The 23,799-nt window shown below is 72.7% G+C and carries 22 protein-coding genes; 12 read left to right on the top strand and 10 right to left on the bottom strand.

Going from position 1 to position 23,799, the window contains the following annotated elements:
- Positions 1-5: 5 nt before the first annotated feature.
- From ABD978_RS12440 to ABD978_RS12460, 5 genes are all read left to right on the top strand, one after another.
- Complete coding sequence (locus tag ABD978_RS12440) at positions 6-209, top strand: hypothetical protein (RefSeq protein ID WP_345353202.1); 204 nt, start codon at positions 6-8, stop codon at positions 207-209.
- Between the two features lie 7 nt (positions 210-216).
- Positions 217-639: a TadE/TadG family type IV pilus assembly protein gene (locus ABD978_RS12445; RefSeq protein WP_345353204.1), complete on the top strand. Its 423-nt coding sequence runs from the start codon at positions 217-219 to the stop codon at positions 637-639.
- Positions 640-710: 71 nt separating this feature from the next.
- Positions 711-1,172, top strand: coding sequence for a TadE family protein (locus tag ABD978_RS12450; RefSeq protein WP_345353206.1), 462 nt, complete (start codon positions 711-713; stop codon positions 1,170-1,172).
- Entirely contained in the window at positions 1,169-1,609 is a 441-nt protein-coding gene (locus ABD978_RS12455) for a TadE/TadG family type IV pilus assembly protein (protein WP_345353208.1), read from the top strand. The genes ABD978_RS12450 and ABD978_RS12455 overlap by 4 nt, the downstream gene beginning before the upstream one ends.
- A 143-nt stretch (positions 1,610-1,752) precedes the next feature.
- Positions 1,753-4,806 (top strand): BTAD domain-containing putative transcriptional regulator, encoded by a 3,054-nt coding sequence (locus tag ABD978_RS12460; protein ID WP_345353210.1) that lies wholly within the window; start codon positions 1,753-1,755, stop codon positions 4,804-4,806.
- Between the two features lie 119 nt (positions 4,807-4,925).
- Here ABD978_RS12460 and ABD978_RS12465 read toward each other — a convergent pair whose 3' ends face one another.
- The 5 genes from ABD978_RS12465 to ABD978_RS12485 form a co-directional block, all read right to left on the bottom strand.
- Positions 4,926-6,035 (bottom strand): YncE family protein, encoded by a 1,110-nt coding sequence (locus ABD978_RS12465; protein ID WP_345353212.1) that lies wholly within the window; start codon positions 6,033-6,035, stop codon positions 4,926-4,928.
- A gap of 135 nt (positions 6,036-6,170) precedes the next feature.
- Entirely contained in the window at positions 6,171-6,599 is a 429-nt protein-coding gene (locus ABD978_RS12470) for a type II toxin-antitoxin system VapC family toxin (protein WP_345353214.1), read from the bottom strand.
- A 5-nt stretch (positions 6,600-6,604) separates the two neighbouring features.
- Positions 6,605-6,898 (bottom strand): type II toxin-antitoxin system Phd/YefM family antitoxin, encoded by a 294-nt coding sequence (locus ABD978_RS12475; protein ID WP_345353216.1) that lies wholly within the window; start codon positions 6,896-6,898, stop codon positions 6,605-6,607.
- A gap of 77 nt (positions 6,899-6,975) precedes the next feature.
- Positions 6,976-7,191 carry an acyl-CoA carboxylase subunit epsilon gene (locus ABD978_RS12480; RefSeq protein WP_345353218.1) on the bottom strand — a complete coding sequence of 72 codons (216 nt, stop codon included), beginning with the start codon at positions 7,189-7,191 and terminating at the stop codon, positions 6,976-6,978.
- Positions 7,192-7,202: 11 nt separating this feature from the next.
- Positions 7,203-8,807, bottom strand: coding sequence for an acyl-CoA carboxylase subunit beta (locus tag ABD978_RS12485; protein ID WP_345353220.1), 1,605 nt, complete (start codon positions 8,805-8,807; stop codon positions 7,203-7,205).
- Positions 8,808-8,962: 155 nt separating this feature from the next.
- Between ABD978_RS12485 and ABD978_RS12490 the strand changes: the two genes are divergently transcribed.
- Together ABD978_RS12490 and ABD978_RS12495 are read left to right on the top strand one after the other, a co-directional pair.
- A complete protein-coding gene (locus ABD978_RS12490; RefSeq protein ID WP_345353691.1) occupies positions 8,963-11,539 on the top strand; it encodes a phosphoenolpyruvate carboxylase in 2,577 nt (858 codons plus the stop codon).
- A 311-nt stretch (positions 11,540-11,850) separates the two neighbouring features.
- Positions 11,851-12,312 carry a GNAT family N-acetyltransferase gene (locus ABD978_RS12495; RefSeq protein ID WP_345353222.1) on the top strand — a complete coding sequence of 154 codons (462 nt, stop codon included), beginning with the start codon at positions 11,851-11,853 and terminating at the stop codon, positions 12,310-12,312.
- Between the two features lie 74 nt (positions 12,313-12,386).
- Here ABD978_RS12495 and cydC read toward each other — a convergent pair whose 3' ends face one another.
- Genes cydC through ABD978_RS12515 form a run of 4 tightly spaced genes read right to left on the bottom strand, consistent with a single transcriptional unit; the run spans position 12,387 to position 18,286 of the window.
- Positions 12,387-14,141, bottom strand: a complete 1,755-nt coding sequence (gene cydC, locus ABD978_RS12500; RefSeq protein ID WP_345353224.1) for a thiol reductant ABC exporter subunit CydC — start codon at positions 14,139-14,141, stop codon at positions 12,387-12,389.
- Positions 14,142-14,152: 11 nt separating this feature from the next.
- A complete protein-coding gene (gene cydD / locus ABD978_RS12505) occupies positions 14,153-15,811 on the bottom strand; it encodes a thiol reductant ABC exporter subunit CydD (RefSeq protein WP_345353226.1) in 1,659 nt (552 codons plus the stop codon).
- Positions 15,808-16,854, bottom strand: coding sequence for a cytochrome d ubiquinol oxidase subunit II (cydB, locus tag ABD978_RS12510; RefSeq protein ID WP_345353228.1), 1,047 nt, complete (start codon positions 16,852-16,854; stop codon positions 15,808-15,810). Before cydB ends, cydD begins: the two co-directional genes overlap by 4 nt.
- 22 nt (positions 16,855-16,876) lie before the next feature.
- A complete protein-coding gene (locus ABD978_RS12515) occupies positions 16,877-18,286 on the bottom strand; it encodes a cytochrome ubiquinol oxidase subunit I (protein ID WP_345353230.1) in 1,410 nt (469 codons plus the stop codon).
- Positions 18,287-18,550: 264 nt separating this feature from the next.
- On the opposite strand from ABD978_RS12515, the gene ABD978_RS12520 reads away from it, so the two are divergent.
- Positions 18,551-19,531 carry an NYN domain-containing protein gene (locus ABD978_RS12520; RefSeq protein ID WP_345353232.1) on the top strand — a complete coding sequence of 327 codons (981 nt, stop codon included), beginning with the start codon at positions 18,551-18,553 and terminating at the stop codon, positions 19,529-19,531.
- 16 nt (positions 19,532-19,547) lie between these two features.
- Here the strand turns inward: ABD978_RS12520 and ABD978_RS12525 are convergent, their stop codons facing one another.
- A complete protein-coding gene (locus ABD978_RS12525) occupies positions 19,548-20,315 on the bottom strand; it encodes an SDR family oxidoreductase (protein ID WP_345353234.1) in 768 nt (255 codons plus the stop codon).
- Between the two features lie 74 nt (positions 20,316-20,389).
- Between ABD978_RS12525 and ABD978_RS12530 the strand changes: the two genes are divergently transcribed.
- The 4 genes from ABD978_RS12530 (at position 20,390) to ABD978_RS12545 (ending at position 23,794) form a co-directional block, all read left to right on the top strand.
- Positions 20,390-21,265 carry a sigma-70 family RNA polymerase sigma factor gene (locus tag ABD978_RS12530; RefSeq protein ID WP_345353236.1) on the top strand — a complete coding sequence of 292 codons (876 nt, stop codon included), beginning with the start codon at positions 20,390-20,392 and terminating at the stop codon, positions 21,263-21,265.
- Between the two features lie 200 nt (positions 21,266-21,465).
- Positions 21,466-22,452 carry a hypothetical protein gene (locus ABD978_RS12535; protein ID WP_345353238.1) on the top strand — a complete coding sequence of 329 codons (987 nt, stop codon included), beginning with the start codon at positions 21,466-21,468 and terminating at the stop codon, positions 22,450-22,452.
- Between the two features lie 119 nt (positions 22,453-22,571).
- Entirely contained in the window at positions 22,572-23,429 is an 858-nt protein-coding gene (locus ABD978_RS12540) for a biotin--[acetyl-CoA-carboxylase] ligase (protein WP_345353240.1), read from the top strand.
- 104 nt (positions 23,430-23,533) lie between these two features.
- Positions 23,534-23,794: a hypothetical protein gene (locus tag ABD978_RS12545; RefSeq protein ID WP_345353242.1), complete on the top strand. Its 261-nt coding sequence runs from the start codon at positions 23,534-23,536 to the stop codon at positions 23,792-23,794.
- Positions 23,795-23,799 lie beyond the last annotated feature (5 nt).

Genomic DNA, 23,799 nt, shown 5'->3' on the forward strand with positions numbered 1-23,799 from the left:
ACCCGATGAACGATCCTTTCGTGGCGTATGTCTGGTCGTCGGTGCAGGCACGCATCGAGCGGCTGCGCGACGACACCGAGCGCTCCCGCGGCGCGTCCGCGATCGAATGGGCGATCATCACCGGCCTGCTGGCGATGATCGCGCTCGGCGTCGGCGTCGTCATCTACCGCAAGGTCCGGTCCGCCGCGAACGACATCAAGACCAAGTGACCACCTGATGGACAAGAGGACGGACCGTGGCGCGAGCACCCTGGAACTCGCGCTGCTGACCCCGGTCCTTCTTCTCGTCATCCTGCTGGTGGTGCAGTTCGCGATGGTCTACCACGCCCGGCACGTCGCGCTCGCCGCCGCGCAGTCCGGCGCGCGGGTCGCGCGCGAGAGCGGGACCGGGAGCTGGAAGGAACAGGCGGAGGCGAAGGCGCGCGAGTACGTCCAGCAGATCGGGCCGGAGCTGCTGAGCGGGGTGACCCCGCAGGCCGACGGCGACCAGAACCAACGGTGGGTCACCGTCACCGGCACGGCCGTACGCGTCGTGCCCTTCCTGACGTTCCACGTCAGCCAGCGCTCCGGCGGGCCCATCGAGTGCTACCGGCCCGACGTCGGCGCCGGCGCCACCTGCGGGGGCGGGCCGCAGCCATGAGCCCGCGCACCGCAACGAATCCCCGCGGGCCGCGGGCCGTCGCCTCGAGCCCCGGCACCGCGACGAATCCCGTGGAGCCGCGGGCCGTCGCCTCGAGTCCGCGCACCGCGACCGATCCCGTGGGGCGGCGGGCCGACGCGGGCACGATGTCGCTGGAGCTCGTGCTGCTCACGCCGGTCCTCGTGGCGTTCATGATGCTGATGGTCGGGCTCGGCCGGATCGTGGAGGCGCAGAGCCAGGTCGACGGTGCCGCCCGCGACGCCGCCCGGTCCGCCTCGGTCTCCCGCGACCGTGGCAGCGCGCGGGTCGCCGCGGACGACGCGGCGAAGGCGACCATGAGCGGGACCAAGTGGTGCCGGGGCGGGCCGCGCACCGACCCGGACTTCCGCGACTGGCGCCAGGGCGGCCAGGTCACGGTCACGGTGCGCTGCGACATCGACCTGGGCGGCCTGTCACTGATCGGGCTGGGCGCTTCCAAGACGATGGTCGGTACGGCGACCGCTCCCCTCGACACGCTGCGGAGGATCGATTGACGCGGTGGCATCGGGCGGTGGCCGAAGGCCGCGACCGGGGGACGGTCGCGATGTTCACCACGATCTTCGCCCTGTTCGTGATCGTGCTGGCCGGGCTGGTCGTCGACGGCGGGCTGGCGATCCACGCCCGCCAGCGCGCGGCGGACATCGCCGAACAGGGCGCCCGCGCCGCGGCCGACGACATCGACCAGGACGTCCTGCGGCAGACGGGGCAGGCCCGGATCACCGACCCGCGGGCCGCCTGCACCCGCGCCGAGCGCCTCGTCGCCGCCTACCCCGAGGTGACGGGACGGGCCAAGTGCCAGATCGAGGGCGGCCGTACCGCACGGGTCGTCGTGCAGATCAAGGTCCGGCTGCAGCTGCTCGCCATCGTCCCCGGCTTCAGCGACTTCACCATGACGTCCGCGGCGACCGCCCACCCCCAGGAGGGGATCTGATGACGAGGGAGGCCGCGTGAGCGAGCGAGCCATGGACGCAGCGTTTCTGGGCACTCCTCCGGCGAAGGAGGGCGCGTGAGCGAGCGGAGCGAGCGAGCCATCAGCGCAGTGTCTCTGGGCACTCCTCCGACGAAGGAGGGCGCGTGAGTACTTTTCGGCGGCAGCCCGTGCGGATCGACCGCGGACGCGGGCCCGGTGACGTGGCCGTCGGCGTGCTCGCGCTCGCCGCCCTCGCCGCGCTGCTGGTCGGTGTGCCGTTCGCGCTGGTCACCTTCTTCGGCTCGCCGATTCCCAGCAGGCCTCCGTCGATGGAGACGCTGACGCAGCGGCTGGACACCACGGCGCTGATGCGCATCCTCGTCATCGTCGTATGGCTGGCCTGGCTGCAACTGGCCGTCTGTGTGCTCGTCGAGGTGTACGCCGGGATCCGCGGCGTCGGCGTACCGGCCCGGGTGCCGTTCGCGGGCGGTCCGCAGGCGGTGGCGCACCGGCTCGTCGTCGCCGCGCTGCTGCTGTTCACCGCCACCACGGTGGTGGTGCCCGCCCTGACGGCGCCCCGCGCGACGCACGTCCAGGTCAAGGACCCGCCGCGGCAGCAGCAACAGCCGAGGCCGGCCGCCGAACACGCCGAGGCGCCCGCCACCCGGCAGGCCCCTTTGGAAGAGGACGCCGGGCCGGCGGCACCCATGGACCAGAACGCCGTCCGCAAGATCTACCGGGTCCGGCCACCGGAGGGACGGCACCACGAGAGCCTCTGGGAGATCGCCGAGAAGTGCCTCGGCGACGGCCGCCGGTACCGCGAGATCTACGCGCTGAACAAGGGCAAGGTGCAGCCGGACGGTACCCGGCTGACCATGGCGAGCCTGATCCGGCCCGGCTGGGTGCTCGACATGCCGGCCGACGCGACGCACGTCGAGGTGGTCCACCGGGGCCCGCACGACGGGCAGCACGAGCACGGCGTGCCGCACTCCCAGGTGCCCGGAGGCGTACACCACAGCGGCTCCGTCAACACGGAGAAGCAGGCCGTGGAGGCGGCCCGGCGGGCGGCCCAGGAGGAGGCACGGCAGCACCAGGCCGGTCACGAGGCCGGCCAGGGCACCCAGGGTTCCGATCGGCAGGGTGGGTCCGAGGCGGCTCGGCCGCCGGCCGCGCAGTCACCGCACGCGACCGCGCCCGATACGGCTCCGTCGGGACGGCCGTCCGCCCAGGCGTCGCCGCGGGCCGCGCACCCCACGCCGGCGCGGCCGGAGCACTCCGGGCACCCGTCCGAGCAGCAGCGGCCGCCCGCCGAGCAGCACCGGCCCGCCGAGCGGCAACCGGTCCACCTGCCGGCGTTCGGCTGGCCGGAGGAGCTGGCGGTGGCGTCGCTGCTCGCCGCCGGAGTCCTCGCCGTACTCGGCCGCCGGCGGCGCGAGCAGCTGTGGCGGCGGGCGTTCGGCACCAGGATCGCCCGGCCGGACGGCGAGGCCGCGCTCGCCGAGCAGGCGCTGCGCATCGGCGCGGACACCGACGCCACCCGCCTGCTCGACCTCGGTCTCCGGCAGATGTCCCAGGCTCTCGCGGCCGAGGGGCGCACGCTGCCCACCGTGTACGGCGTGCACCTCGGCGCCGACAGCCTCGACCTGTGGATCGCGCCCGCCGACCGTAACCCGCCGGCGCCGTGGGAGGAGTACGACAACGGGCAGGTCTGGCGCCTGAACGCCGGCGCCCTCGACGAGGTGGCCACCGCCGACCTCGCCGACGTCCTGGCGCCGTACCCGGGGCTCGTCTCGATCGGCACGAACGACACCGGCCGGATCCTCGTCGACCTGGAGACCGCGCACGGGCTGATCTCCCTGCAGGGGCCCGACGAGGCCCGCCGCGCCGTGCTCGCCGCGGTGGCGGTCGAGCTGGCGACCAACCGCTGGTCCGACCACATGCGGATCACGCTCGTCGGCTTCGGCGAGGAGCTCTCGCTGATCGCCCCGGACCGCATCCGTACCGTCGCGACGCTCGCCGAGGCCCTGCCGGAGCTGGAGAGCCGGACCGAGGAGGTGCGGCAGGCCCTCGCCGCGTCGGGCGTGGACTCGGTGCTCACCGGCCGCTGCCGCGGCGTGTTCGGCGAGGCGTGGATGCCGCACTACCTGATCATGGCCGATCCGCCGACGCCCGAGGAGGCCGAACGCCTGGTCGCCTTGGCCCGCACCGGTCAGCGGATGGCGGCCGGGTACATCGTCGCGGGCGAGACGCCGGGCGCCACCTGGACCTGGGACGTCACGGCCGACGGGCGGCTCCGCGCCGGGGTCCTCGGCTTCGACGTCGAGGCTCAGCTCGTGCCCGAGCGGCACTACCGGGCCGTCCTCGAGCTCTTCCGTACCGCCGGGCGGGCGGACGGCGTTCCGTACGGCGGGATCGACGAGGAGCCGGTGGCGCCACCCGCGATGGGCGAGGTACGGCCGGCCGTCGACATCCGGATCCTGGGGCCCGTCGAGGTGGACGCGCCCGGCGTCGTGGAGGAGAGCCGCCGGGCGCTGTGCACCGAGGTGCTCGTCTACCTGGCCACGCACCCCGAGGGCGTGCACCCGACCGTGCTGGGCGGCGCGGTGTGGCCGCGCGGGGTGTCGGCGCCGGTGCGCGACGCGACCGTCGCCCGCGTCGCCGACTGGCTCGGGCGTGATTCGCGCGGCCGCCCCAACCTGTACCACGACGAGCGCGGCCGGATCCGGCTGGGATCGGAGGTCCGGGTCGACTGGGAGATGTTCCGCTGGCTCGTCTGGCGGTCCGCCGCCGAACCCGCCTCCGAGACGGCCTACCTGTCCTACGCCCTGGACCTCGTACGGGGTCCGCTGCTGGCCGGCCGCCCGCGCGGCCGGTACTCCTGGCTGGCCGCCGAGGACCTGGAGTACGAGGCGACCGCGCGCGTCGCGGACGTGGCGCACCGGCTCGTGCTGATGCGCCTCGACGACGGTGACGCCCGCGACGCGGTCTCGGCGGCCCGTGCCGGGCTGCGGCTGGCGGTGGACGACGAGGGCCTGTGGCGCGACCTGCTGCGCGCCACCCACGCCACGGGCGACCAGGCCTCGGTCCACGGCGTCGTCGACGAGCTGAGCGACCGTGTCAGCGCCGACCCGTTCGCCGCGCAACTGCAGCCGGAGACCGAGGCCCTGGTCGAGGAACTGGTCCCCCAGTGGCGCGGCGTCGCCGAGGGCGCCGGCTGAGCCCACGACGGAGCGTCGCCGAGGCAGCACGTCCGTGAGGTGCCATGATCCCTGGCGTTCACTGCGCTCTAAGAGCAGTGAACGCCAGGGAATCGCACCGGAGGCCGGAAGAACGCGTCCTAGCGGTAGATGCCGGTGTGGCCCAGGGAGAACCGGCCGGGCTGCGGGAAGACGCACAGGCCGTGCGGGGCGGGTCCGGCGGGCAGCCGCCGGATGATCCGTCCGGTGTCCGTCGAGACGGCGAAGACCGTGCCGGCCTGCCGGGCGGACAGCCACAGCACCCGGCCGTCCGCCGACACCCCGCCCATGTCGGGTACGGCCGGGAGCCGCCACCGGTCGGTCACGCGGTGCTCGGCGACGGAGATCAGGGAGACGGCCCGCGCGGCACCGTCGGTGACGTAGAGGGTCCCGGCGTCGCGGCTGAGGTACAGGCCGTGCGCGCCGCGTCCGGTGGCGATGAAGTCGGTCGGCCGGAGGTCCGTCGCGCCGACCAGCCACACGCCGCCGCGACCGGCGTCGGCGACGTAGAAGGTCGATCCGTCCGGGGCCAGCCGGACGTCCTGGGGTCGCGTGTTCTCGGCGAGCCGGGCCGTCTCAGTGGCCGACCGCCGCGCGAGGTCGACGCGGACCAGCCGCCCGCCGGCGCACCCCACGACCATCGTCGATCCGTCGGCCGACAGGTCGGCCGCGGCCGGGTCGGGGCAGGGCAGGCGGATGGTCGACCGGAGCCGCAGGGTGCGCGGGTCGCGGATCTGCAGGCGTCCCGGCCGCGCGCCCAGGACCAGGGAGTACCGGCCGTCGAGGGTGAAGTACAGATCGACGGGATCGGGGAACGGCACCGCACGGCCGACCGCGCCGGTCCGCGCGTCGACCGGCACCAGACCGGCCGCCTCGGTGACCCACAGCGTCCGCAGATCCCACGACGGGACGACCTGCCGTGGCGCCTGGCCGACCGGAATCCGGCGGATGGGCCGGTACGTCCGGGCATCGACGACCTGGACCGCGGTGCCCCCGCTGACCGGGACGTACACCCGCGGCGGCAGGCGCCGGGCGACCGGACCGAGCATGCCGGCCCGCGTCGCGGCGTAGACGCCGGGCCGCCGGTCGGGCGACCTGACGGGTCGGCTGAGCGGAGGAGGCGGCGGCGTCGCGGACGGCCGGACGTACGGCGCCGGCCCGCCGAGCGCCAGCACCGGCGAGTCGGGTCCCGGCCGGCCCCGGAACGGCACCGACTGACACCCGCAGAGCACTACGCATCCGACGGCCAACGTCACGACGACTGCGAAGCTGCGGCGCGACGCCGGTCTGCACCCCTCCATAGCCGCCGGACTCTAGTCGCCCGAGGGCGGATCGTGAGCGGATAATTACGAAGAGGTTGCCATCGGCTCGAACGGGTTGAGCGTGCGCACCCCGGTCCGCTCGACGTCCTTGACGTTCCGGGTGACGAACGTCCAGTCGTTGAGGTATGCCGTCGCCGCCATCAGCCCGTCGGCGACGGGCATCGGGGACGCCGCTTGCCATCGTCCCCAGATGATCGCCGTCGCCGTGTCGACCGGGACGATGCGCGAGGCGTAATGCTCCTTGATCCCGGTCAGCCAGGCAGCGAGCCTGGTCGCCTTCGGAAGGTCGCGCTTACCGAGCTGATGGACGCCGCGAGTGAGCTCTCCGATGACGAGTGAGCTGAGGTACTTGGTGGAGCCTTGGGTGGAGTCGTACCAGGCACGTACGCTCGGGTCGGAGTTGCGCCCCTTCCGGAGCTCGGAGACGACGTTGGTGTCGAGAAGGTAGGACACTCCCCTCACTCCTCGAAGAGGAACGACACGTCGCGCCCGTAGTCCTCGTCGCGCTTGATGAGGTCGTCGAAGTCGTCCGGGAACGAGGGTCCGGACAGCAGGTAGTCGTGGAAGCTCATCTTCCTCACCTGCGTGTGACGGTATTCGCTCATGTCGATGACCACCGCCACCTCTTCCCCGTGCCTCGTGATGATCTGGGGGCCTTCGTCGTGGGCCCGACGCAGGACCTCACTGAAGCGCTGCTTCGCCTCCTGGACCTGCCAGTGCTGCACTGGCTCGCCGTCGTGTGCCGTGGTCATACGACCCCCTCCTCTGTCCAGACAGTCTAGACCAGGGAAGCGTCGTGTGTTCGCTCGAATACCGAACGTGTCGGTTCCTACGGCAGGGCGCTGGTGCGCCAGGCTCCCGGGCCGTGGGGGAGGGGGCGGCGGAGTTGCCGGGAGCGGTCGGCCCAGGCCGAGCGACGGGCCGGGGGCGTCGTCCGGACCGCCGAGGCGGCCCGGGCCCGGGCGGTCAGCACCGCGACCAGGGCGGCGATCTCCTCCGGCGTCGCGTCTCCGCGCACCACCTGCAGGAAGGGGCGCTCGCTCATGTGGTCCTCTCCTACAGGGGGATGTTGCCGTGCTTCTTGGGCGGCAGCGTCTTGCGCTTGTCGCGGAGCGCGCGCAGCGCCTTCACGACCTGACCGCGTGTCTCGGACGGCTTGATCACGGCGTCGACGTAGCCGCGCGAGGCGGCGATGTAGGGGTTGGCGAGGGTGTCCTCGTACTCGGTGATGAGCTCCGCCCGCCGCGTGTCCGGGTCCTCGGCGGCGGCCAGCTCGCGGCGGTACAGGATGTTCACCGCGCCCTGCGCGCCCATGACGGCGATCTGCGCCGTCGGCCACGCCAGGTTGATGTCCGCGCCGAGGTGCTTGGAGCCCATGACGTCGTACGCCCCGCCGTACGCCTTGCGGGTGATCACGGTGACGAGCGGCACGGTGGCCTCGGCGTAGGCGTACAGCAGCTTGGCGCCGTGCCGGATGATGCCGTTCCACTCCTGGTCGGTGCCGGGCAGGAAGCCGGGGACGTCGACGAAGGTCAGCACCGGGATGTTGAACGCGTCGCAGGTGCGGACGAACCGTGCGGCCTTCTCCGACGCCTCGATGTCCAGCGTGCCGGCGAAGTGCATCGGCTGGTTGGCGACGATCCCGACCGAGCGGCCCTCGACGCGGCCGAAGCCGCAGACCATGTTCGGCGCGAACAGCGCGTGGACCTCGAGGAACTCCTCGTCGTCGAGGACGTGCTCGATGACGGTGTGCATGTCGTACGGCTGGTTCGGCGAGTCCGGGATCAGCGTGTCGAGCTCGAGGTCCTCGTCCGTGATCTCCAGCGCCGCGGCGGCGTCGTACGCGGGCGGGTCGGACAGGTTGTTCGACGGCAGGTAGGACAGCAGCGCCTTGACGTACTCGAGCGCGTCCTGTTCGTCCGACGCCTGGTAGTGCGCGACGCCGGACTTGGTGTTGTGGGTGTGCGCGCCGCCGAGGTCCTCGAACGTCACCTCCTCGCCGGTGACCGTCTTGATGACGTCCGGCCCGGTGATGAACATGTGCGAGGTCTGGTCGACCATGACGATGAAGTCGGTGAGGGCGGGGGAGTACACCGCGCCGCCCGCGCAGGGGCCCATGATCAGGGAGATCTGCGGGATCACGCCCGAGGCGTGGGTGTTGCGCTTGAAGATCTCGGCGTACAGGCCGAGCGCGACCACGCCCTCCTGGATGCGCGCGCCACCGGAGTCGTTGATGCCGATGACCGGGCAGCCGGTCTTCAGTGCGTGGTCCATGACCTTGACGATCTTCTCGCCGAACACCTCGCCGAGCGAGCCGCCCGCGACCGTGAAGTCCTGGGAGAAGATCGCCACGGGCCGGCCGTCCACCGTGCCGTGGCCGGTGACGACGCCGTCGCCGTACGGGCGGTTCTTCTCGACGCCGAAGCCGTGCGCGCGGTGCTGGGCCAGTTCGTCGAACTCGACGAAGGACCCTTCATCGAGGAACGCGTCGATCCGCTCCCGGGCGGTCATCTTGCCCTTGGCGTGCTGCTTCTCGACCGCACGCGCGGAACCGGCGTGGACCGCCTCGTACCGGCGGCGCTCCAGGTCGGCGATCTTGCCCGCCGTGGTGTGGATGTCGATCTCGTCCGCGGGCAGCGGCTCAGGAGCTTGCGTGGCCATGAAGGCCAGGTTAGCCAGCGCCCGGAACCGCGTGCCAGGAGGGGCACGATCTTAGCGTCGGCTGCGGCTTCTCAGCAGGCGAGACGGACTCGGATCGCCTTGCGGGACGAACTACCCTGAGGTGCGTGTCGACACGAAACTCCGCTCGGCAGGAGATGCCCGAGCCACTGCGCCGTGACGTCCGGTTGCTCGGTTCCCTCCTGGGCAACGTTCTCGTCGAATACGGCGGGCAGAGCCTGCTCGACGACGTCGAGGCCCTACGGCACGCGGTCATCGCCGCGCGCCGGGGCGAGACCTCCGTCGATGACGTCGCCGCGATCGTCGGCGGCTGGACGATCGACCGCGCGGAACTGGTGGCCCGCGCGTTCACCGTGTACTTCCACCTGACCAACCTCGCCGAGGAGCACCAGCGCATCCGTACGTTGCGGGAGCGGGACACCGGCGAGACGCCGCAGCGCGAGTCCGTCGCCGCCGCGGTCGCCGAGATCGGCGCGGACCGCGTCCGCGAGCTGCTGGACGATCTGGAGCTGCGCCCGGTCCTGACCGCGCACCCGACGGAGGCGCGCCGCCGCGCGGTCGTCACCGCGATCCTGCGGATCAGCGGGCTGCTCACCGAGCTGAACGACCCGCGCGCGGCCGCCGGGGAGCGCGAGGAGCTCATCCGCCGGCTGGTCGAGGAGATCGACCTGCTCTGGCGCACCTCGCAGCTGCGCCGCACGAAGCCGGACCCGCTCGACGAGGTCCGCACCGCCATGGCCATGTTCGACGAGACGATCTTCCGCGTGGTCCCGGCGATCTACCGCTCGCTCGACGCCGCGCTGGCGCCCGGCACGGGCGAGCGCGCGCCGCTGGCCCGGCCGTTCCTGCACTACGGCAGCTGGATCGGCGGCGACCGGGACGGCAACCCGTACGTCACCGCGCAGATCACGCGGGAGGCCATCGGCGTCCAGTCCGACCACATCCTGCGCGCGCTGGCCAACGCCTGCGTCCGGATCGGCCGCACGCTGACCGTGCACGAGACGACGACCCCGCCGTCGGAGGCGCTGCGGGGCGCGCTCGCCGCCGCCCGCGCCGCCCAGCCCGAGCAGGTCGCCGAGATCGCCAAGCGCTCGCCGGGCGAGCCGCACCGCCAGTTCCTGCTGTACGCCGCCGAGCGGATCCAGGCGACCCGGCTGCGCCATGCCGACATGGCGTACCGCAGCCCCGCCGACCTGCTGGCCGACCTGCGCCTCGTCCAGGACTCCCTGGTGGCGGCGGGGGCGCGGCGCCAGGCGTACGGCGAGCTGCAGCACCTGGTCTGGCAGGTCGAGACCTTCGGGTTCCACCTGGCCGAGCTGGAGGTCCGCCAGCACTCCGCGGTGCACGAGAAGGCCCTCGCCGAGGTCCGCGCCGGCGGCCCGCTCAGCGAGCAGACCGAGGAGGTCCTGGACACCCTGCGGGTGATCGCGTGGGTGCAGGAGCGGTTCGGCGTGAACGCCTGCCGCCGCTACGTCATCTCCTTCACCCGCACCGCCGACGACGTGGCCGCCGTGTACGAGCTGGCCGAGGCCGCCGCGCTCGGCGGCCGGGCGCCGGTGCTCGACGTCGTGCCGCTGTTCGAGACCGGCGAGGACCTCGACCGGTCCCCGGCCGTGCTGGACGGCATGCTGCACCTCGCGCCGGTGCGCCGCCGCCTGCTGGAGACCGGCCGCCGCATGGAGGTCATGCTCGGCTACTCCGACTCGGCCAAGCAGCTCGGTCCGACGACGGCGACCCTCAAGCTGTACGACACGCAGGCCGCGCTCGCGGCATGGGCGGACCGGCACGATGTGAAGCTGACGATGTTCCACGGGCGCGGTGGCGCGCTCGGGCGCGGTGGCGGCCCGGCCAACCGCGCGGTGCTGGCGCAGGCGCCGGGCTCGGTCGCCGGCCGGTTCAAGGTGACCGAGCAGGGTGAGGTCATCTTCGCGCGCTACGGCCACGCGGAGATCGCCCAGCGCCACGTCGAGCAGGTCGCGAACGCCGTCCTGCTCGCCTCCACTCCGGCGGTGCAGGAGCACGCGCTGGCCGCCGCCGAGCGGTTCCGGCCGCTCGCCGACAAGATCAGCGCGGCCGCCGAGCGGACGTTCCGGTCGCTGGTGGAGTCGCCGGGCTTCCCGGAGTGGTTCGCCCACGTCAGCCCGCTGAACGAGCTGGGCAACCTGCGGCTCGGCTCCCGGCCGTCCCGCCGCAAGGCGACGACCTCGCTGGACGACCTGCGGGCGATTCCCTGGGTGTTCTCCTGGACGCAGACGCGGGTCAACCTGCCGGGCTGGTACGGCCTGGGCAGCGGCCTGGCCGCCGCCGAGGACCTGGACGCCCTGCGCGAGGCGTACGGCTCGTGGCCGCTGTTCGCCGCGCTGCTGGACAACGCCGAGATGAGCCTGGCCAAGACGGACCGCGCGATCGCCGAGCGCTACCTCGCCCTCGGTGACCGGCCGGAGCTGGCCGAGACGGTGCTGGCCGAGTACGACCGCACGAGCTCCCTGGTCCTGGAGATCACCGGGCACACCCGGCTCCTGGAGAACCGCCGGGTGCTGTCCCGCGCGGTCGAGCTGCGCAACCCGTACGTCGACGCGCTGTCCCACCTCCAGCTGCGCGCGCTGCAGGAGCTGCGGGCCGGGATCGAGGACGACGCGGAGCGCGAGCGGATCGAGGACCTGCTGCTCCTCGCCGCCGGCGGCGTCGCGGCGGGCCTCCAGAACACCGGCTGATCCGCAAGACCCGACGAACGCCGCCGGTCCGGTTCCCCGGGCCGGCGGCGTTCGCCGTGTCCGGGGCGTCGCCCCTGCCCGACGGAGGACGTCCACCCACGATCTGCTGCTTCGCCGTCGCTGTGGTCACTTCGCCGCCGCTGTGGCCAGGCTTCGTCCCGATCACGGGTTTTGTCCCGTCAACGCCGACGGCAAGGCCACAGTGCCGAATCAGCCGACCGCGCGCCGGACTACGACGGTGCGATCCGATCTTGCGAGTCGCGTCGGGTAGATTCGGATGATTCTCGTCGATCTGACGGTTAGGGAAGGGCATGGGCATCAGGCTGGCCGAAGCCGTCGACCAGGACGCGGTAGAGGCGATCGTCAAGGTGGCGTACGACCCGTGGATCCCGGTGATCGGCGTGGAACCCCTGCCGCTCGTCGCGGACTACGGGGAGCTGATCTCTGAGGGGCGCGTGTACGTGCTCGAGTACGACGAGGTCGACGGGTTGATCGTCCTTGTCCCCGAGAACGGGACGCTCCTCGTGGAGAATGTCGCGGTCCGCCCCGACCGCCAGGGTCGGGGGCTGGGGCACCGGCTTCTGGCCTTCGCCGAGTTCCGCGCCCGGTCGCTCGGGCTGCCCGCGGTGCGGCTCTACACCAACGAGAAGATGACCTCCAACATCGGCCTGTACGAGTCCCTCGGCTACCGGCAGACGGGCCGGGAGAGCATCGACGGCCGGAGCGCCGTCCACATGCGCAAGGACCTGCGCCCGGAATTCGACCGCGTCTGACGCGGCGGCGCCCGCGCCCGGCCTGACGCCGGGCCCCGGGCCTGCCCCGAAGGCCACGGGCCGGCGCCGGTCGCTCAGCAGAGTGCGTGGTCGTGCCGGCGCTCGCGGTCCCACATCGCGCGGTACGGTCCCGGCCGGGCCAGCAGGTCCGCGTGGCCGCCGCGCTGGACCACCCGGCCGCCGTCGAGCACCACGATCTCGTCGACGGCGTCCAGCCCGGCCAGGCGGTGGGTGACGAGCAGGGTGGTGCGGCCCTCGGTGGCAGCCAGCAGGTCGGCGGTGAGCTCGTCGGCGGTCGAGACGTCGAGGTGCTCGGCGGGCTCGTCGAGCAGCAGCACGGGGAAGTCGGCCAGCAGCGCGCGGGCCAGCGCGATGCGCTGCCGCTGCCCGCCGGAGACCTGGGCGCCCTCCTCCCCGACGCGGGTGTCCAGCCCACGTGGCAGCGTCTCCACCCAGTCCAGCAGCCGGGCCCGGCGCAGCGCGTCGCGGATCTCCCCGTCGGTGGCGGACCGCCGGGCGAGCCGGAGGTTCTCCCCGATCGTCGTGTCGAACAGGTGTGCGTCCTGGCCGCACAGCCCGACCAGGCGGCGCACGTCGTCCCCGGCCAGTTCGCTCAGCTCGACGCCGTTCAGCGTCACCAGGCCCGACTCGTGGCTGAGGAACCGCAGCAGCACGGCGGTCAGCGTGGTCTTGCCCGACCCGCTCGGCCCGACCAGCGCGCACCGCCGGCCCGGCGTGAGGTCCAGGGAGACGCCGTCGAGGGCGTACGGCCCGTCGGGCGTCCACCGGGCGCGCACGTCGGTGACCCGTAGGGTGCACGGCGGCTCGGGGAGCGTGATCGGCGCGGCGGGGTCGCGCACCGGCTCCTCGCGGTCGAGCACGGCGAAGACGCGGGCGGCCGACCGGCGGACCCGCTGCAACTGCTGCGCCGCGAGCGGCAGACCCGCCACCACCTCGAACGCCGCCAGAGGGAGCAGGGCGAGCACGGCGAGCAGCGTCCCGTCGAGGTGCCCGGACCGCACGGCCGGGATGCCGACGACGAGGGCGCCCCAGACGGCGAGCCCGCCGGCCAGCGCCGTGACGGCCGCGCCCGCCCCCGCCGTCGCGGAGGACCGGGCCGCCGCACGTGTGAGGCCGTCGTCCAGGCGTGCGGCCGTCGCGAGCCGGTCGGCGGCGGCACCATAGGCCACGAGCTCCGGCGCCCCGTGCAGCACGTCGACCACGTGCGCGGTCAGCTCGCCGCGCAGATCGGCCGTCCGGTGCTCCGCCCGCCGCGCCACGGCGGCCGACAGCCACGGGGCGACGACGCCCGCCAGCAGCAGGCCGGCCAGCAGCAGGACGCCGGCGGACGGCAGCAGGCTCCACGCGAGGCCCACCGACGCCCCGCCGACGAGGACGGCGGCGGCGGAGGGCAGCAGCACGCGCAGGTAGAGGTCCTGGACGGCGTCGACGTCGGCGACGAGCCGGCCGAGCAGGTCGCCGCCGCGCGCCTGCGGCAGCCCGGCCGGCACGAGCCGCTCCAGCCGCTCGTACACCCGGACCCGCAGGTCGGCGAGGATCCGGAACGTCGCGTCGTGCCCGATCAGCCGTTCGGCGTAGCGGAAGACGCCCCGCCCGATCCCGAACGCCCGCACCGCCACGATCGCGACCATCAGCACCAGCACCGGAGGGTGCTGCGCGGCCCGCGAGATCAGCCAGGCCGACGTCGCCATCAACCCGACCCCGCTGCCCAGCGCCAGCGCCCCGCACAGCGCGGCGAGCCCCAGCCTGCCGCCCGCCGGACGGCCCGCCGCGAGCAGCCGCAGCACCGGTCCCCGGCCTTCCCCCATGACAGCGCTCCTCATGCCGCCGCCTCCAGTACTCCTCCGACGCGCACGACGCGGTCGGCGAGGTCGGCCAGGGCCGGTCGGTGCGCGACGAGGACGACCGTGCGTCCGGCCGCCAGCCGCCGTACCGCCTCGATCACGGCCGCCTCGCTCTCGGTGTCCAGGCCGGACGTCGGCTCGTCCAGCAGCAGGATGGGCGCGTCGCGCAGGAACGCCCGCGCCAGGGCGATCCGCTGCCGTTGCCCGGCCGACAGGCCGGTCCCGCGCTCGCCGAGCGGGGTGGCGAACCCCTCCGGCAGCGCGTCGACGAACTCCTCGGCGAAGGCGTCGCGCGCCGCGCGCCGTACCTCGTCGTCGGAGGCGTCGGGGCGGCCCAGCCGGATGTTGTCGGCGACCGTCCCCGCGAACAGGTAGGGCCGCTGGGGGACCCAGGCGATCCGTGACCGCCAGGCGTCCGGGTCGAGGTCGGCCAGGTCGGTCCCGCCGAGGAGGACCCGCCCGGCGTCCGGGCGGACGAAGCCGAGGAGCACCGCGAGCAGCGTCGACTTGCCGGACCCGCTCGGCCCGGTCAGGGCGACGGTCTCGCCGGGGCGTACGACGAGCGAGAAGCCGTCGAGCGCGGGCTCGTCCCGGCCCTCGTACGCGACCGTGACGCCTTCCATGCGGAGCGGCGTGGCCGCCGGGTCGGGGACGTCGGTACGGGCGCCGTGGCGCGGGAGCGGCGTCTCGATCACCTCGAAGATCCGCTGCGCGGCGGTGAGCCCCTCGACGCTGGCGTGGTACTGCGCGCCGACCTGGCGCAGCGGAAGGTACGCCTCCGGCGCGAGGATCAGGACGAGCAGCGCGGTCCGCAGGCCGACCTCCCCGTCGACCAGCCGCAGGCCGATCGAGACGGCGACGAGCGCCACGGAGATCGTCGAGAGCATCTCCAGCACCAGCGCGGACAGGAACGCCACGCGCAGGCTCGCCATGGTCTCCGCGCGGTACCGGCCGGTGACCTCGCGGATCGCGCGTGCCTGCGCCTTGGCCCGGCCGAACACCTTCAGGGTCGGCAGGCCCGCGACGACGTCCAGGAAGTGCCCCGACAGCCGAGACAGCGTGCGCCACTGGCGGTCCATCTTCCGCTGGGCGGCCAGCCCCACGAGGATCGCGAAGATCGGGATGAGCGGGAGCGTCAGCGCGATGATCAGCGCGGACGACCAGTCGCCGAACAGGATCCGCGCGCCCACCGCCGCCGGGACGAGCACGGCGAGCACGAGCTGCGGCAGGTAGCGGGAGAAGTAGGCGTCCAGCGCGTCGATCCCCCGGGTGGCGAGGGTGGCGAGCTCACCGCTGCGCTCGCCGGACAGCCACCGCGGGCCGAGTGCCACCGCCCGTTCGAGCAGCAGCCCGCGCAGTCGCGACTTCACGGCGGCGGACGTGCGGTGCGCGGCCACCTCCTGCAGCCAGGCGACCAGCGCCCGGCCGGCGACGACGGCGAGGAGGAGCAGCAACGGCGTACGGGACGCGGCGAGCGTGGCGCCGCCGAGGAACGCGTCGGCGATCAGGCCCGCGAGCAGCGCGGCCTGGGCGATGACCAGGCCGGCGGTGGCGGTGCCGAGGATCACCGACAGGGCCAGGTACGCCCGCGTCGTGCGGGCGTACCGCAGCAGCCGGGGGTCGAAGGGTCTCATCTCGCCGGCTCCGGGTCCTTCGTCGGCTCCGGCTCGGTCCGCCGCGTCGGCTGCGGGATGTGGGAGGCGTCGATGCGCCGCCGGAACACCCAGTACGTCCAGCCCTGGTAGAGCACGACGAGCGGCGTGAACACGACCGCCGAGATCGTCATGATCTTGAGCGTGTACGGGGACGAGGCGGCGTTGGTCGTGGTGAGGCTGTTCGCGGCGGTGATCGTCGACGGCATGACGTCCGGGAACAGCGCGACGAACAGGGTCACGACCGCGAACACGATGGCCGCGCCCGTGCCGATGAACGCCCAGCCGTCGCGACCGCGGGCGACCGCGACCGCCGCGCCGACCAGACCGGCGGCGGCGACCGCCACGGTGGCCCAGGTGACCGGCTTGCCGTGCTGCAGCTGCGTGATGAGCAGGAACGTCCCGCCCACCGCGATGGCGGCGACCACGGCGATCCGGGCGATCCGGACGGCCCGGGCGCGCACGTCCCCCGCCGTCTTGAGCGCCAGGAACACCGCGCCGTGCAGCACGAACAGGGTGAGCGTGGTGAGCCCGCCGAGCAGCGCGTACGGGTTGAGGAGGTCGGTGAGGGTGCCGACGTACTCGTGCCGGGCGTCCAGCGCGACCCCGCGGCTCAGGTTCGCGAAGATCACGCCCCACACGAACGCCGGGACGACGCTGCCCCAGAAGATGGCGCGGTCCCAACGGCGGCGCCAGTGCGGCTCGTCCCGCTTGCCGCGGTACTCGAACGCCACGCCGCGCACGATCAGCGCGAGCAGGATCGCCAGCAGCGGCAGGTAGAAACCGCTGAAGAGGGTGGCGTACCACTCCGGGAACGCGGCGAACGTCCCGGCCCCGGCGACGATGAACCAGACCTCGTTGCCGTCCCAGACCGGTCCGATGGCGTTGAGCAGGACGCGGCGCTCGGTGTCGTCGCGGCCGAGCACCGGTAGCAGGGCGCCGACGCCGAAGTCGAACCCCTCCAGGAAGAAGTAGCCGGTCCACAGGAAGGCGATGGCGACGAACCAGACGGTCGTGGCCTCCATGGCGCAACCCCTTGTCAGTAGGTCAGTAGGCGAAGGTGAGCGACTGTTCGGCGGAGGCGTCGTCGCCGGGCGGGGGCGGCGCGACGTCCTCTTCGGAGGGCGGGCCGGCCTTGACGTAGCGCACCATCAGCCCGGTCTCGATGACGATCAGCACGGCGTACAGCGCGGTCAGCGCGAGGACGGAGATGAGCATCGACGTGGCCGAGACGCCCGGTGAGACGCTCGCGGAGGTCTTCATGACGCCGTAGACGGACCAGGGCTGGCGGCCCATCTCGGTGAAGATCCAGCCGGCGGAGTTGCCGATGAACGGCAGGGCCAGCGACAGCACGCCCGCGCGCCACACCCACCGGTTGCGCGGCAGCCGTCCGCGGCGCATGAGCACCAGGCCCAGGAGGGCGAGGAACGCGGTGAGGAGCCCGATGCCGGCCATGATCCGGAAGTTCCAGTAGGTCACCGGGACGACCGGCCGGTAGTCGCCCGGACCGTATTTCGCCTGCTCGGCGGCCTGCACGTCGTCGATGCCGTCGACCTTGCCGTCGAAGTCCCCGGTGGCGAGGAACGACAGGACCCGCGGGACCTTGACGCCGAAGACCTCCTTGCGGCCGTCGAGGGTGCCGATGGTGAACAGGGAGAACGACGCGGGCTGTGCCGTCTTGTACAGGGCCTCCGCCGCGGCCATCTTCATCGGCTGCTGCTTCGTCATGACCTTGCCCTGCAGGTCACCGGTGACGGCGACGCCGATCGAGGCGATCAGCGTGACGGCCAGGGCGATCTTCATCGACGGCCGGAAGACCTCGACGTGCCGGCGCCGGGCCAGGTGCCACGCGCTGATGCCGACCATGAACAGGCCCGCCGTGACGAAGGCCGCGGTGATCGTGTGCGGGAAGGTGACGAGCATCGTCGAGTTGGTCAGCACGGCCCAGAAGTCGGTCAGCCGGGCGCGTCCGGTCGCCGGGTCGAGGTGGTAGCCGACCGGGTGCTGCATCCAGGAGTTGGCGGCGAGGATGAAGTACGCCGACAGCAGCGTTCCGACGGAGACGATCCAGATGCAGGCCAGGTGGATCTTCTTCGGTAGCTTGTCCCAGCCGAAGATCCACAGGCCGAGGAAGGTCGACTCGAGGAAGAAGGCGAGCAGTCCCTCCAAGGCCAGCGGCGCGCCGAACACGTCACCGACGAACCGGGAGTAGGCGCTCCAGTTCATCCCGAACTGGAACTCCTGCACGATGCCGGTGACGATCCCCATCGCGAAGTTGATCAGGAGGAGCTTCCCCCAGAACTTCGTCGCGCGGAGGTAGCCCGTGGCCCCGGTCCGCACCCAGGCCGTCTGCAGACCCGCCACGAGCGCGGACAGGCCGATCGTCAGTGGTACGAACAGGAAGTGGTAGACGGTCGTGATCCCGAACTGCCACCGGGCGATGTCGAGCGGGTTCATCCCCGCGGCCCTCCGTTCATCTACTACATCTCGTAGTACTACCTCTCGTAGTAGATCCTATGGTGCGTCGTCCCCGGGTGCTCCGTTACGTCGATCACAGTGCTGCGCGCGGATAACGGGCCGTACCGATTCCGGGATACCGCGCGACCGGACGGCGGCGTGTCGGCGGTCGGTGTGCCGTTCACGTGCGAAAGCGCCGCTGAGCGGCCAGAAAGGCGGCACAACCGAGGACGGGAGGCTGATCTTCACCTAAAGTCATAGGTGATGACTGTTCGCGAGTCCGTGTCTCAACCGTCGCCGCTGCCGCGCTACGCGATCCTCGTAGACGTGGGGTATCTCTACGCCGCGGCGGGTGACCTCCTGTTCGGCGTCTCCTCCCGCCGCTCCTACCGGGTGGACGCCGAGGGCCTCATCAAGGCCCTCCAGGATCGAGCGGGCACCTGCATGCGTGAGAAAGAGCTGCTGCGCATCTACTGGTTCGACGCCGCTCGCGACCGCGTGCCGACGATCGACCAGCGGGTCGTCGCGCCGCTGCCCCAGGTGAAGCTCCGGCTCGGCAACCTCAACAAGCACAACCAGCAGAAGGGCGTCGACGCCCAGATCCGCGAGGACCTGGAAACGCTCGCCCGGCACGGCGCCGTCACCGACGCCATCCTGCTGGCCGGCGACGAGGACATGCTCCCGGCCGTGGAGGCCGCGCAGACCTATGGGGTCCTCATCCACCTGTGGGGCGTCGAGCCGCCGTACGGCACCAACCAGGCCGAGCGGCTGATCTGGGAGTCCGACACCGTCGACGTGGTGAACGCCGACTTCGTCAAGCCGTACTTCACGCTCGACACCTCCCGCGAGACGGCCCCGGAGCCGCCCGTCGCGCCGCCGATCCCGTCGCCCACCGCGGTCTTCGGCGCCCGGCCGCCGAAGCCGGCCCCGCCGCCGGTCCGCCCGGCGCAGCCGAGCCCGGTCGCCAAACTGGGCCCCAGCCGCGACCGCGTCGAGGAGATCGGCGAGCACATCGCGCACAAGTGGATCCTCACCCGTGGCCGGGACAACATCCGCGACCTGCTGCCCGGCCCGATCCTGCCCACGGTCATCGACAAGGAGTTGCTGATCGAGGGCGAGAAGGAGCTCGGCCACTCGCTGCGCCCCTACAAGGAGGCCCGCGACTGGCTGCGGGAGGGCTTCTGGGCGCGCGTCTACCGCGAGTTCGACTTCGGCGTCGGCATCTCCGGCAAGGCCCCCCGCTGACGGCCCCCTTCGCTGCTCACGCGCCGGTGGTCTGGGCGGTCAGGAACCGCTCCCAGGTGTCGCTGCCGGTAGGCGCGTCCAGGGTGAGGTTGGCCCCCGACCGGTAGGCCTTGCCGACCTTGCCCGGGACGCGGATCGGCAGCCGCATCCGGCGCTTGCCCACGGCGGCCAGGTAACCGCGCTGCAGCTCCTCCAGGGTGTAGACGCGCGGTCCGGCCAGGTCGGGGACGCGGCCCGCCGGGGTGCCCAGGGTCAGCTCGGCCAGCCGGGCCGCCACCTCGCCGGAGGCGACCGGCTGCCAGCGGATCCCGCCGGGCGCCGGCAGGACCGGCGCCTTCGCCATGGCCCGGACCGTCTTCAGCGCCAGCTCGTGGAACTGCGCGGCGCGCAGGATCGTGTACGGGATGCCGGAGGCGGCCACGATCCGCTCGGCCTCCGCCTTACGGGCGAAGTAGCCGATCGGCACGGCGTCCGCGCCGATGACCGAGATGAGCACCAGGTGTTCCACGGTGCCCGCACGCTTGGCGGCCTGGACCAGGTTCCGGGTGCCAACATCGTCGCCCTTGGGCCCGCCGGCCAGGTGCAACACGATCCGCACCCCGCCGAGCGCCTCGTCGAGGCCGTCCCCGGTCAGCAGGTCGACGGCCACGTACTCCACGCCGTCGCCCGGCTGCCGGTCGTGGCGGCTCAGCACCCGGACCTCGTGCCCGGCCCGCCGGAGGAGCGGAACCACCTGCGAGCCGAGAAGCCCCGTGCCGCCGGTGACCAGAATGGTGTTGGACATCCCTTGATCTCCCTGCTGTGTAGATTTGCGGTGCAACACGGCTACGACCCGGCCGGGCTCAGGAATGTGACACGGTGATCCAGGATTTTTTGTCGCTCGACACGTTCGAGGCAGAACGGCCCCGGCTGCGGGCGCTCGCGTACCGGATGCTCGGCTCCGGCGCCGAGGCGGACGACGCGGTCCAGGAGGCCTGGCTGCGGTTCGACCGGACCGACCTGTCACAGATCGAGAACCTGGCGGCCTGGCTGACGACCGTGGTCAGCCGCGTCTGCCTCAACCTGCTCCGGGCGCGCCAGACCCGGCGCGAGGAGTCCCTGGAAAACTTCACCGCCGACTGGCTCGGCGCGGCCGACGAGGACCGGATACCGCAGGAGGAGGCCGAACTGGCCGACTCGGTCGGGCTGGCGATGCTGGTCGTGCTCGACCGGCTGAGCCCGGCGGAGCGGATCGCGTTCGTCCTGCACGACATGTTCGACGTGGCCTTCGACGACATCGCGCACATGATGGAGCGCAGCCCCGCCGCCGTCCGGCAGCTCGCCAGCCGAGCCCGCGCCAAGGTGCGCGGTACCGGGACGCAGACCGCGGATCCGGCCCGCCGGCGGCACGCCGTCGAGGCCTACCTGGCGGCGACGCGGACCGGGGACTTCGAGGCACTGCTGACCCTGCTCGACCCCGAGGTCGAGCTCCGCGCCGACGCGGCGGTCACCGCCGCCGCCAGACCCCTCACCCTGCAAGGCGCCCTGGCCGTCGCCCGAAGCGCCGTCGCCGCGACCCCCCGCGCCCGCTTCACCGCCCTGGCCCTGGTCGACGGAGGCCCGGCCCTCGTCATGGCGCCGCTCGGCCGGCTCTCGGTGGTCATCCGGTTCGCCTTCGCCGGGAGCGCGATCACCGCCATCGACGTCATCGCCGACCCGGCCCGCCTCCGAACCCTCGACATCACCCTGGACTGACGGCTCGGCGCCGTTCCCGGCCCCTGGGCCGGGGCGGTCCAGGTCTCGTCGTGGTTCATGGTTGCGCGAGGAACCGCAGGCCGCACGGTGTGATTCAGGGGTTGCGCCGCAAGCCGGCGGCGCGACACAAGACCCTGCCGGCACCGTCGCTCAACGCGGTGCAACACAGACCAGAGACCATAACGACAAGGGGCTTCACCATGGACTCCCGCACCACCTATGACCTCGTCGTCTTCGCCGGCGAGGACGTCAAGCTCAAGATGATCACCGGCAGTGTCGCCGTCAAGGCCGGCGGCACACTTCGGGCCGAGACCGTCACCGGCCACGTCAAGGTCGACGGCGGTACCCTCCGAACCGAGATCGTCACCGGCCACGTCGAGGTCGACGGCGGTACCCTCCGGGCCGAGACCGTCACCGGTCGTGTCGACGTCCTCAACGGCAAGGCCACCATCGACAAGGTTTCGGGCACGAGTGACGAGGACGTCCTCCTCCGCCTCGCGCGCGACGAGGACTTCGACGAGGGCAACGTCGTCGTTCACAGCGACGGCAGGGCCACCATCGGCGAGGTCTCCGAAAACGGCTGTGTCCTCATCACGTACAGCTACAAGCCCGACGGCGACGACGGCATGGCCACCATCGGCACGGTCGCCGACCGGAGCCACGTCGTCCTCTACCACGGCGGCACGGCCGGCATCGGCACGGTCTCCGGCCAGAGCCACGTCGTCCTCCACCACGGCGGCACGGCCAGCATCACCGAGGTATCCGGCGAAGGCCGCGTCACCGCCCAATACAGTGGCATTGTCACCATCGGCAGGGCCACCGGACAGAGCCAGGTCTGGGTCGGCAAGGGCGCCACGGCCGCCCTCAGCGAGGCCCTCGACCAGAGCCAGGTCTGGGTCGGCGAGGGCGCCACGGCCGCCCTCAGCGAGGCCCTCGACCAGAGCAAGGCCGAGGTCTGGTACGGCGGCAGGCTCACCCTCGGCGAGGCCTCCGAAGAGAGCCGCGTCGAGGCCCGCTCCGGCGGCAAGCTCACCATCGGCGATGCCTCCGACCAGCAGGTCTCCGTCGAGGACGGCGGCAGCCTCACCAAGGGCGAGGCCTTCACCCCCGCTCCCCGCAAGGTCTACGTTCCCGGGGAGGGGGCCCCACGGCGGATCCGGCCGGTACGCAACAGGCGATCTTCGTAAGGGTCGCTTCGCACCCAGGAGGAGGGTCTGGCAACAGCAGCCAGGCCCTCCTTTCGCGTTGCGGGGCCGAGGACCACCGCGCCCTCTCCGGTACGGCGCCGGCCCCCTAGGCTGGGCAGGTGAGCCCTTCGCCGTACACCGATCTGGATCGTCCGCCGCTGAACGAGCGGGCGCTGAACCGCGCGCTCGTCCATCCCGACGGGCTGTGGCGGCGGATCCGGGTGGTCGCCGAGACCGGCTCGACCAACGCCGACCTGGCGGAGCAGGCCCGTGCCGGCGCGGAGGAGGGCCTGGTCCTCGTCGCCGAGGCGCAGACGGCCGGGCGCGGCCGCCTCGACCGGGCGTGGACCGCCCCGCCGCGTTCGGGGCTGGCCTTCTCGGTGCTGCTGCGGCCTCCCGTGCCGGTCGCCCGGCTCGGCTGGCTGCCGCTCGTGGCCGGCGTGGCGGTGGTGCGCGCCCTGCGCGGGTTCGCCGAGATCGAGGGAACGTCGCGTGGCGGGATGGCCGACGCGGCGCTGAAGTGGCCGAACGACGTGCTGATCCACGGCCGCAAGCTCGCCGGGATCCTCGCCGAGCGCGCGGGCGACGCCGTCGTGCTCGGCGTCGGGCTGAACGTCAGCCTGCGCGCCGACGAGCTGCCGGTGCCCACCGCGACCTCGCTCACGTTGGAGGACGCCCCCGCCGACCGCGACCCGGTGCTTCGCGCGATCCTGCGCGAGCTGGCGGGCCGGTACCTCGAGTTCTGCGGGGAGTGGGCCGAGGGGACGCTGCGGGACGCGTACCGCGAGGTGTGCGCGACGCTCGGCCGTCAGGTGCGCGTGCAGCTGCCCGGCGGCGCCCCGGGCGCGCCGGACGGCGTCCTGACCGGGGAGGCCGTGGACGTCGACGAGAACGGGTGCCTGGTCGTCCGCGCGGCCGACGGCGACCACGCGCTCAGCGCCGGCGACGTCGTCCACGTCCGCGGTCAGTACAACTAGGGCCGTCCGGTGATCCACCGGACACTCTGTGAGCCCGACTCAACTGGACCGGTCCGCGACACGCCGGTTTAATTGGGCTATCCCCATCCTCCGGAGGTCGTTGCATGGCCAGTGTGGCTGAGCTCAAGGGCGCCATCGCCCAGGCCGGCGAAGAGGCCGAGCAGGCCGTGCAGCTGCTCGTCCAGGCGGGCGGCCGAGCCGAGTCGGCGCTGCAGTACCTCATCGCCGTGGCGCAGGGGAGCGAGCACGATGCCCTGAGCGGTGCGCTGGGCGCGATGGGGCAGGCGGTCGAGAGCATCGAGGAGTGCCAGAAGCAGATCGCCGCCGCGATCGAAGAGGCGAACGCCTACGCAGAGGGGCTCTGAGGCGA

The sequence above is a fragment of the Actinoallomurus liliacearum genome (assembly GCF_039542035.1).
Classification (GTDB): domain Bacteria; phylum Actinomycetota; class Actinomycetes; order Streptosporangiales; family Streptosporangiaceae; genus Actinoallomurus; species Actinoallomurus liliacearum.

Coding starts and splice junctions, on each gene's coding strand:
- ABD978_RS12440 (WP_345353202.1), top strand. CDS start 6: ATGAACGATCCTTTCGTGGCGTATGTCTGGTCGTCGGTGCAGGCACGC.
- ABD978_RS12445 (WP_345353204.1), top strand. CDS start 217: ATGGACAAGAGGACGGACCGTGGCGCGAGCACCCTGGAACTCGCGCTG.
- ABD978_RS12475 (WP_345353216.1), bottom strand. CDS start 6,898: ATGACCACGGCACACGACGGCGAGCCAGTGCAGCACTGGCAGGTCCAG.
- ABD978_RS12480 (WP_345353218.1), bottom strand. CDS start 7,191: ATGAGCGAGCGCCCCTTCCTGCAGGTGGTGCGCGGAGACGCGACGCCG.
- ABD978_RS12485 (WP_345353220.1), bottom strand. CDS start 8,807: ATGGCCACGCAAGCTCCTGAGCCGCTGCCCGCGGACGAGATCGACATC.
- ABD978_RS12490 (WP_345353691.1), top strand. CDS start 8,963: ATGCCCGAGCCACTGCGCCGTGACGTCCGGTTGCTCGGTTCCCTCCTG.
- ABD978_RS12495 (WP_345353222.1), top strand. CDS start 11,851: ATGGGCATCAGGCTGGCCGAAGCCGTCGACCAGGACGCGGTAGAGGCG.
- cydC (WP_345353224.1), bottom strand. CDS start 14,141: ATGGGGGAAGGCCGGGGACCGGTGCTGCGGCTGCTCGCGGCGGGCCGT.
- cydD (WP_345353226.1), bottom strand. CDS start 15,811: ATGAGACCCTTCGACCCCCGGCTGCTGCGGTACGCCCGCACGACGCGG.
- cydB (WP_345353228.1), bottom strand. CDS start 16,854: ATGGAGGCCACGACCGTCTGGTTCGTCGCCATCGCCTTCCTGTGGACC.
- ABD978_RS12515 (WP_345353230.1), bottom strand. CDS start 18,286: ATGAACCCGCTCGACATCGCCCGGTGGCAGTTCGGGATCACGACCGTC.
- ABD978_RS12520 (WP_345353232.1), top strand. CDS start 18,551: ATGACTGTTCGCGAGTCCGTGTCTCAACCGTCGCCGCTGCCGCGCTAC.
- ABD978_RS12525 (WP_345353234.1), bottom strand. CDS start 20,315: ATGTCCAACACCATTCTGGTCACCGGCGGCACGGGGCTTCTCGGCTCG.
- ABD978_RS12535 (WP_345353238.1), top strand. CDS start 21,466: ATGGACTCCCGCACCACCTATGACCTCGTCGTCTTCGCCGGCGAGGAC.
- ABD978_RS12545 (WP_345353242.1), top strand. CDS start 23,534: ATGGCCAGTGTGGCTGAGCTCAAGGGCGCCATCGCCCAGGCCGGCGAA.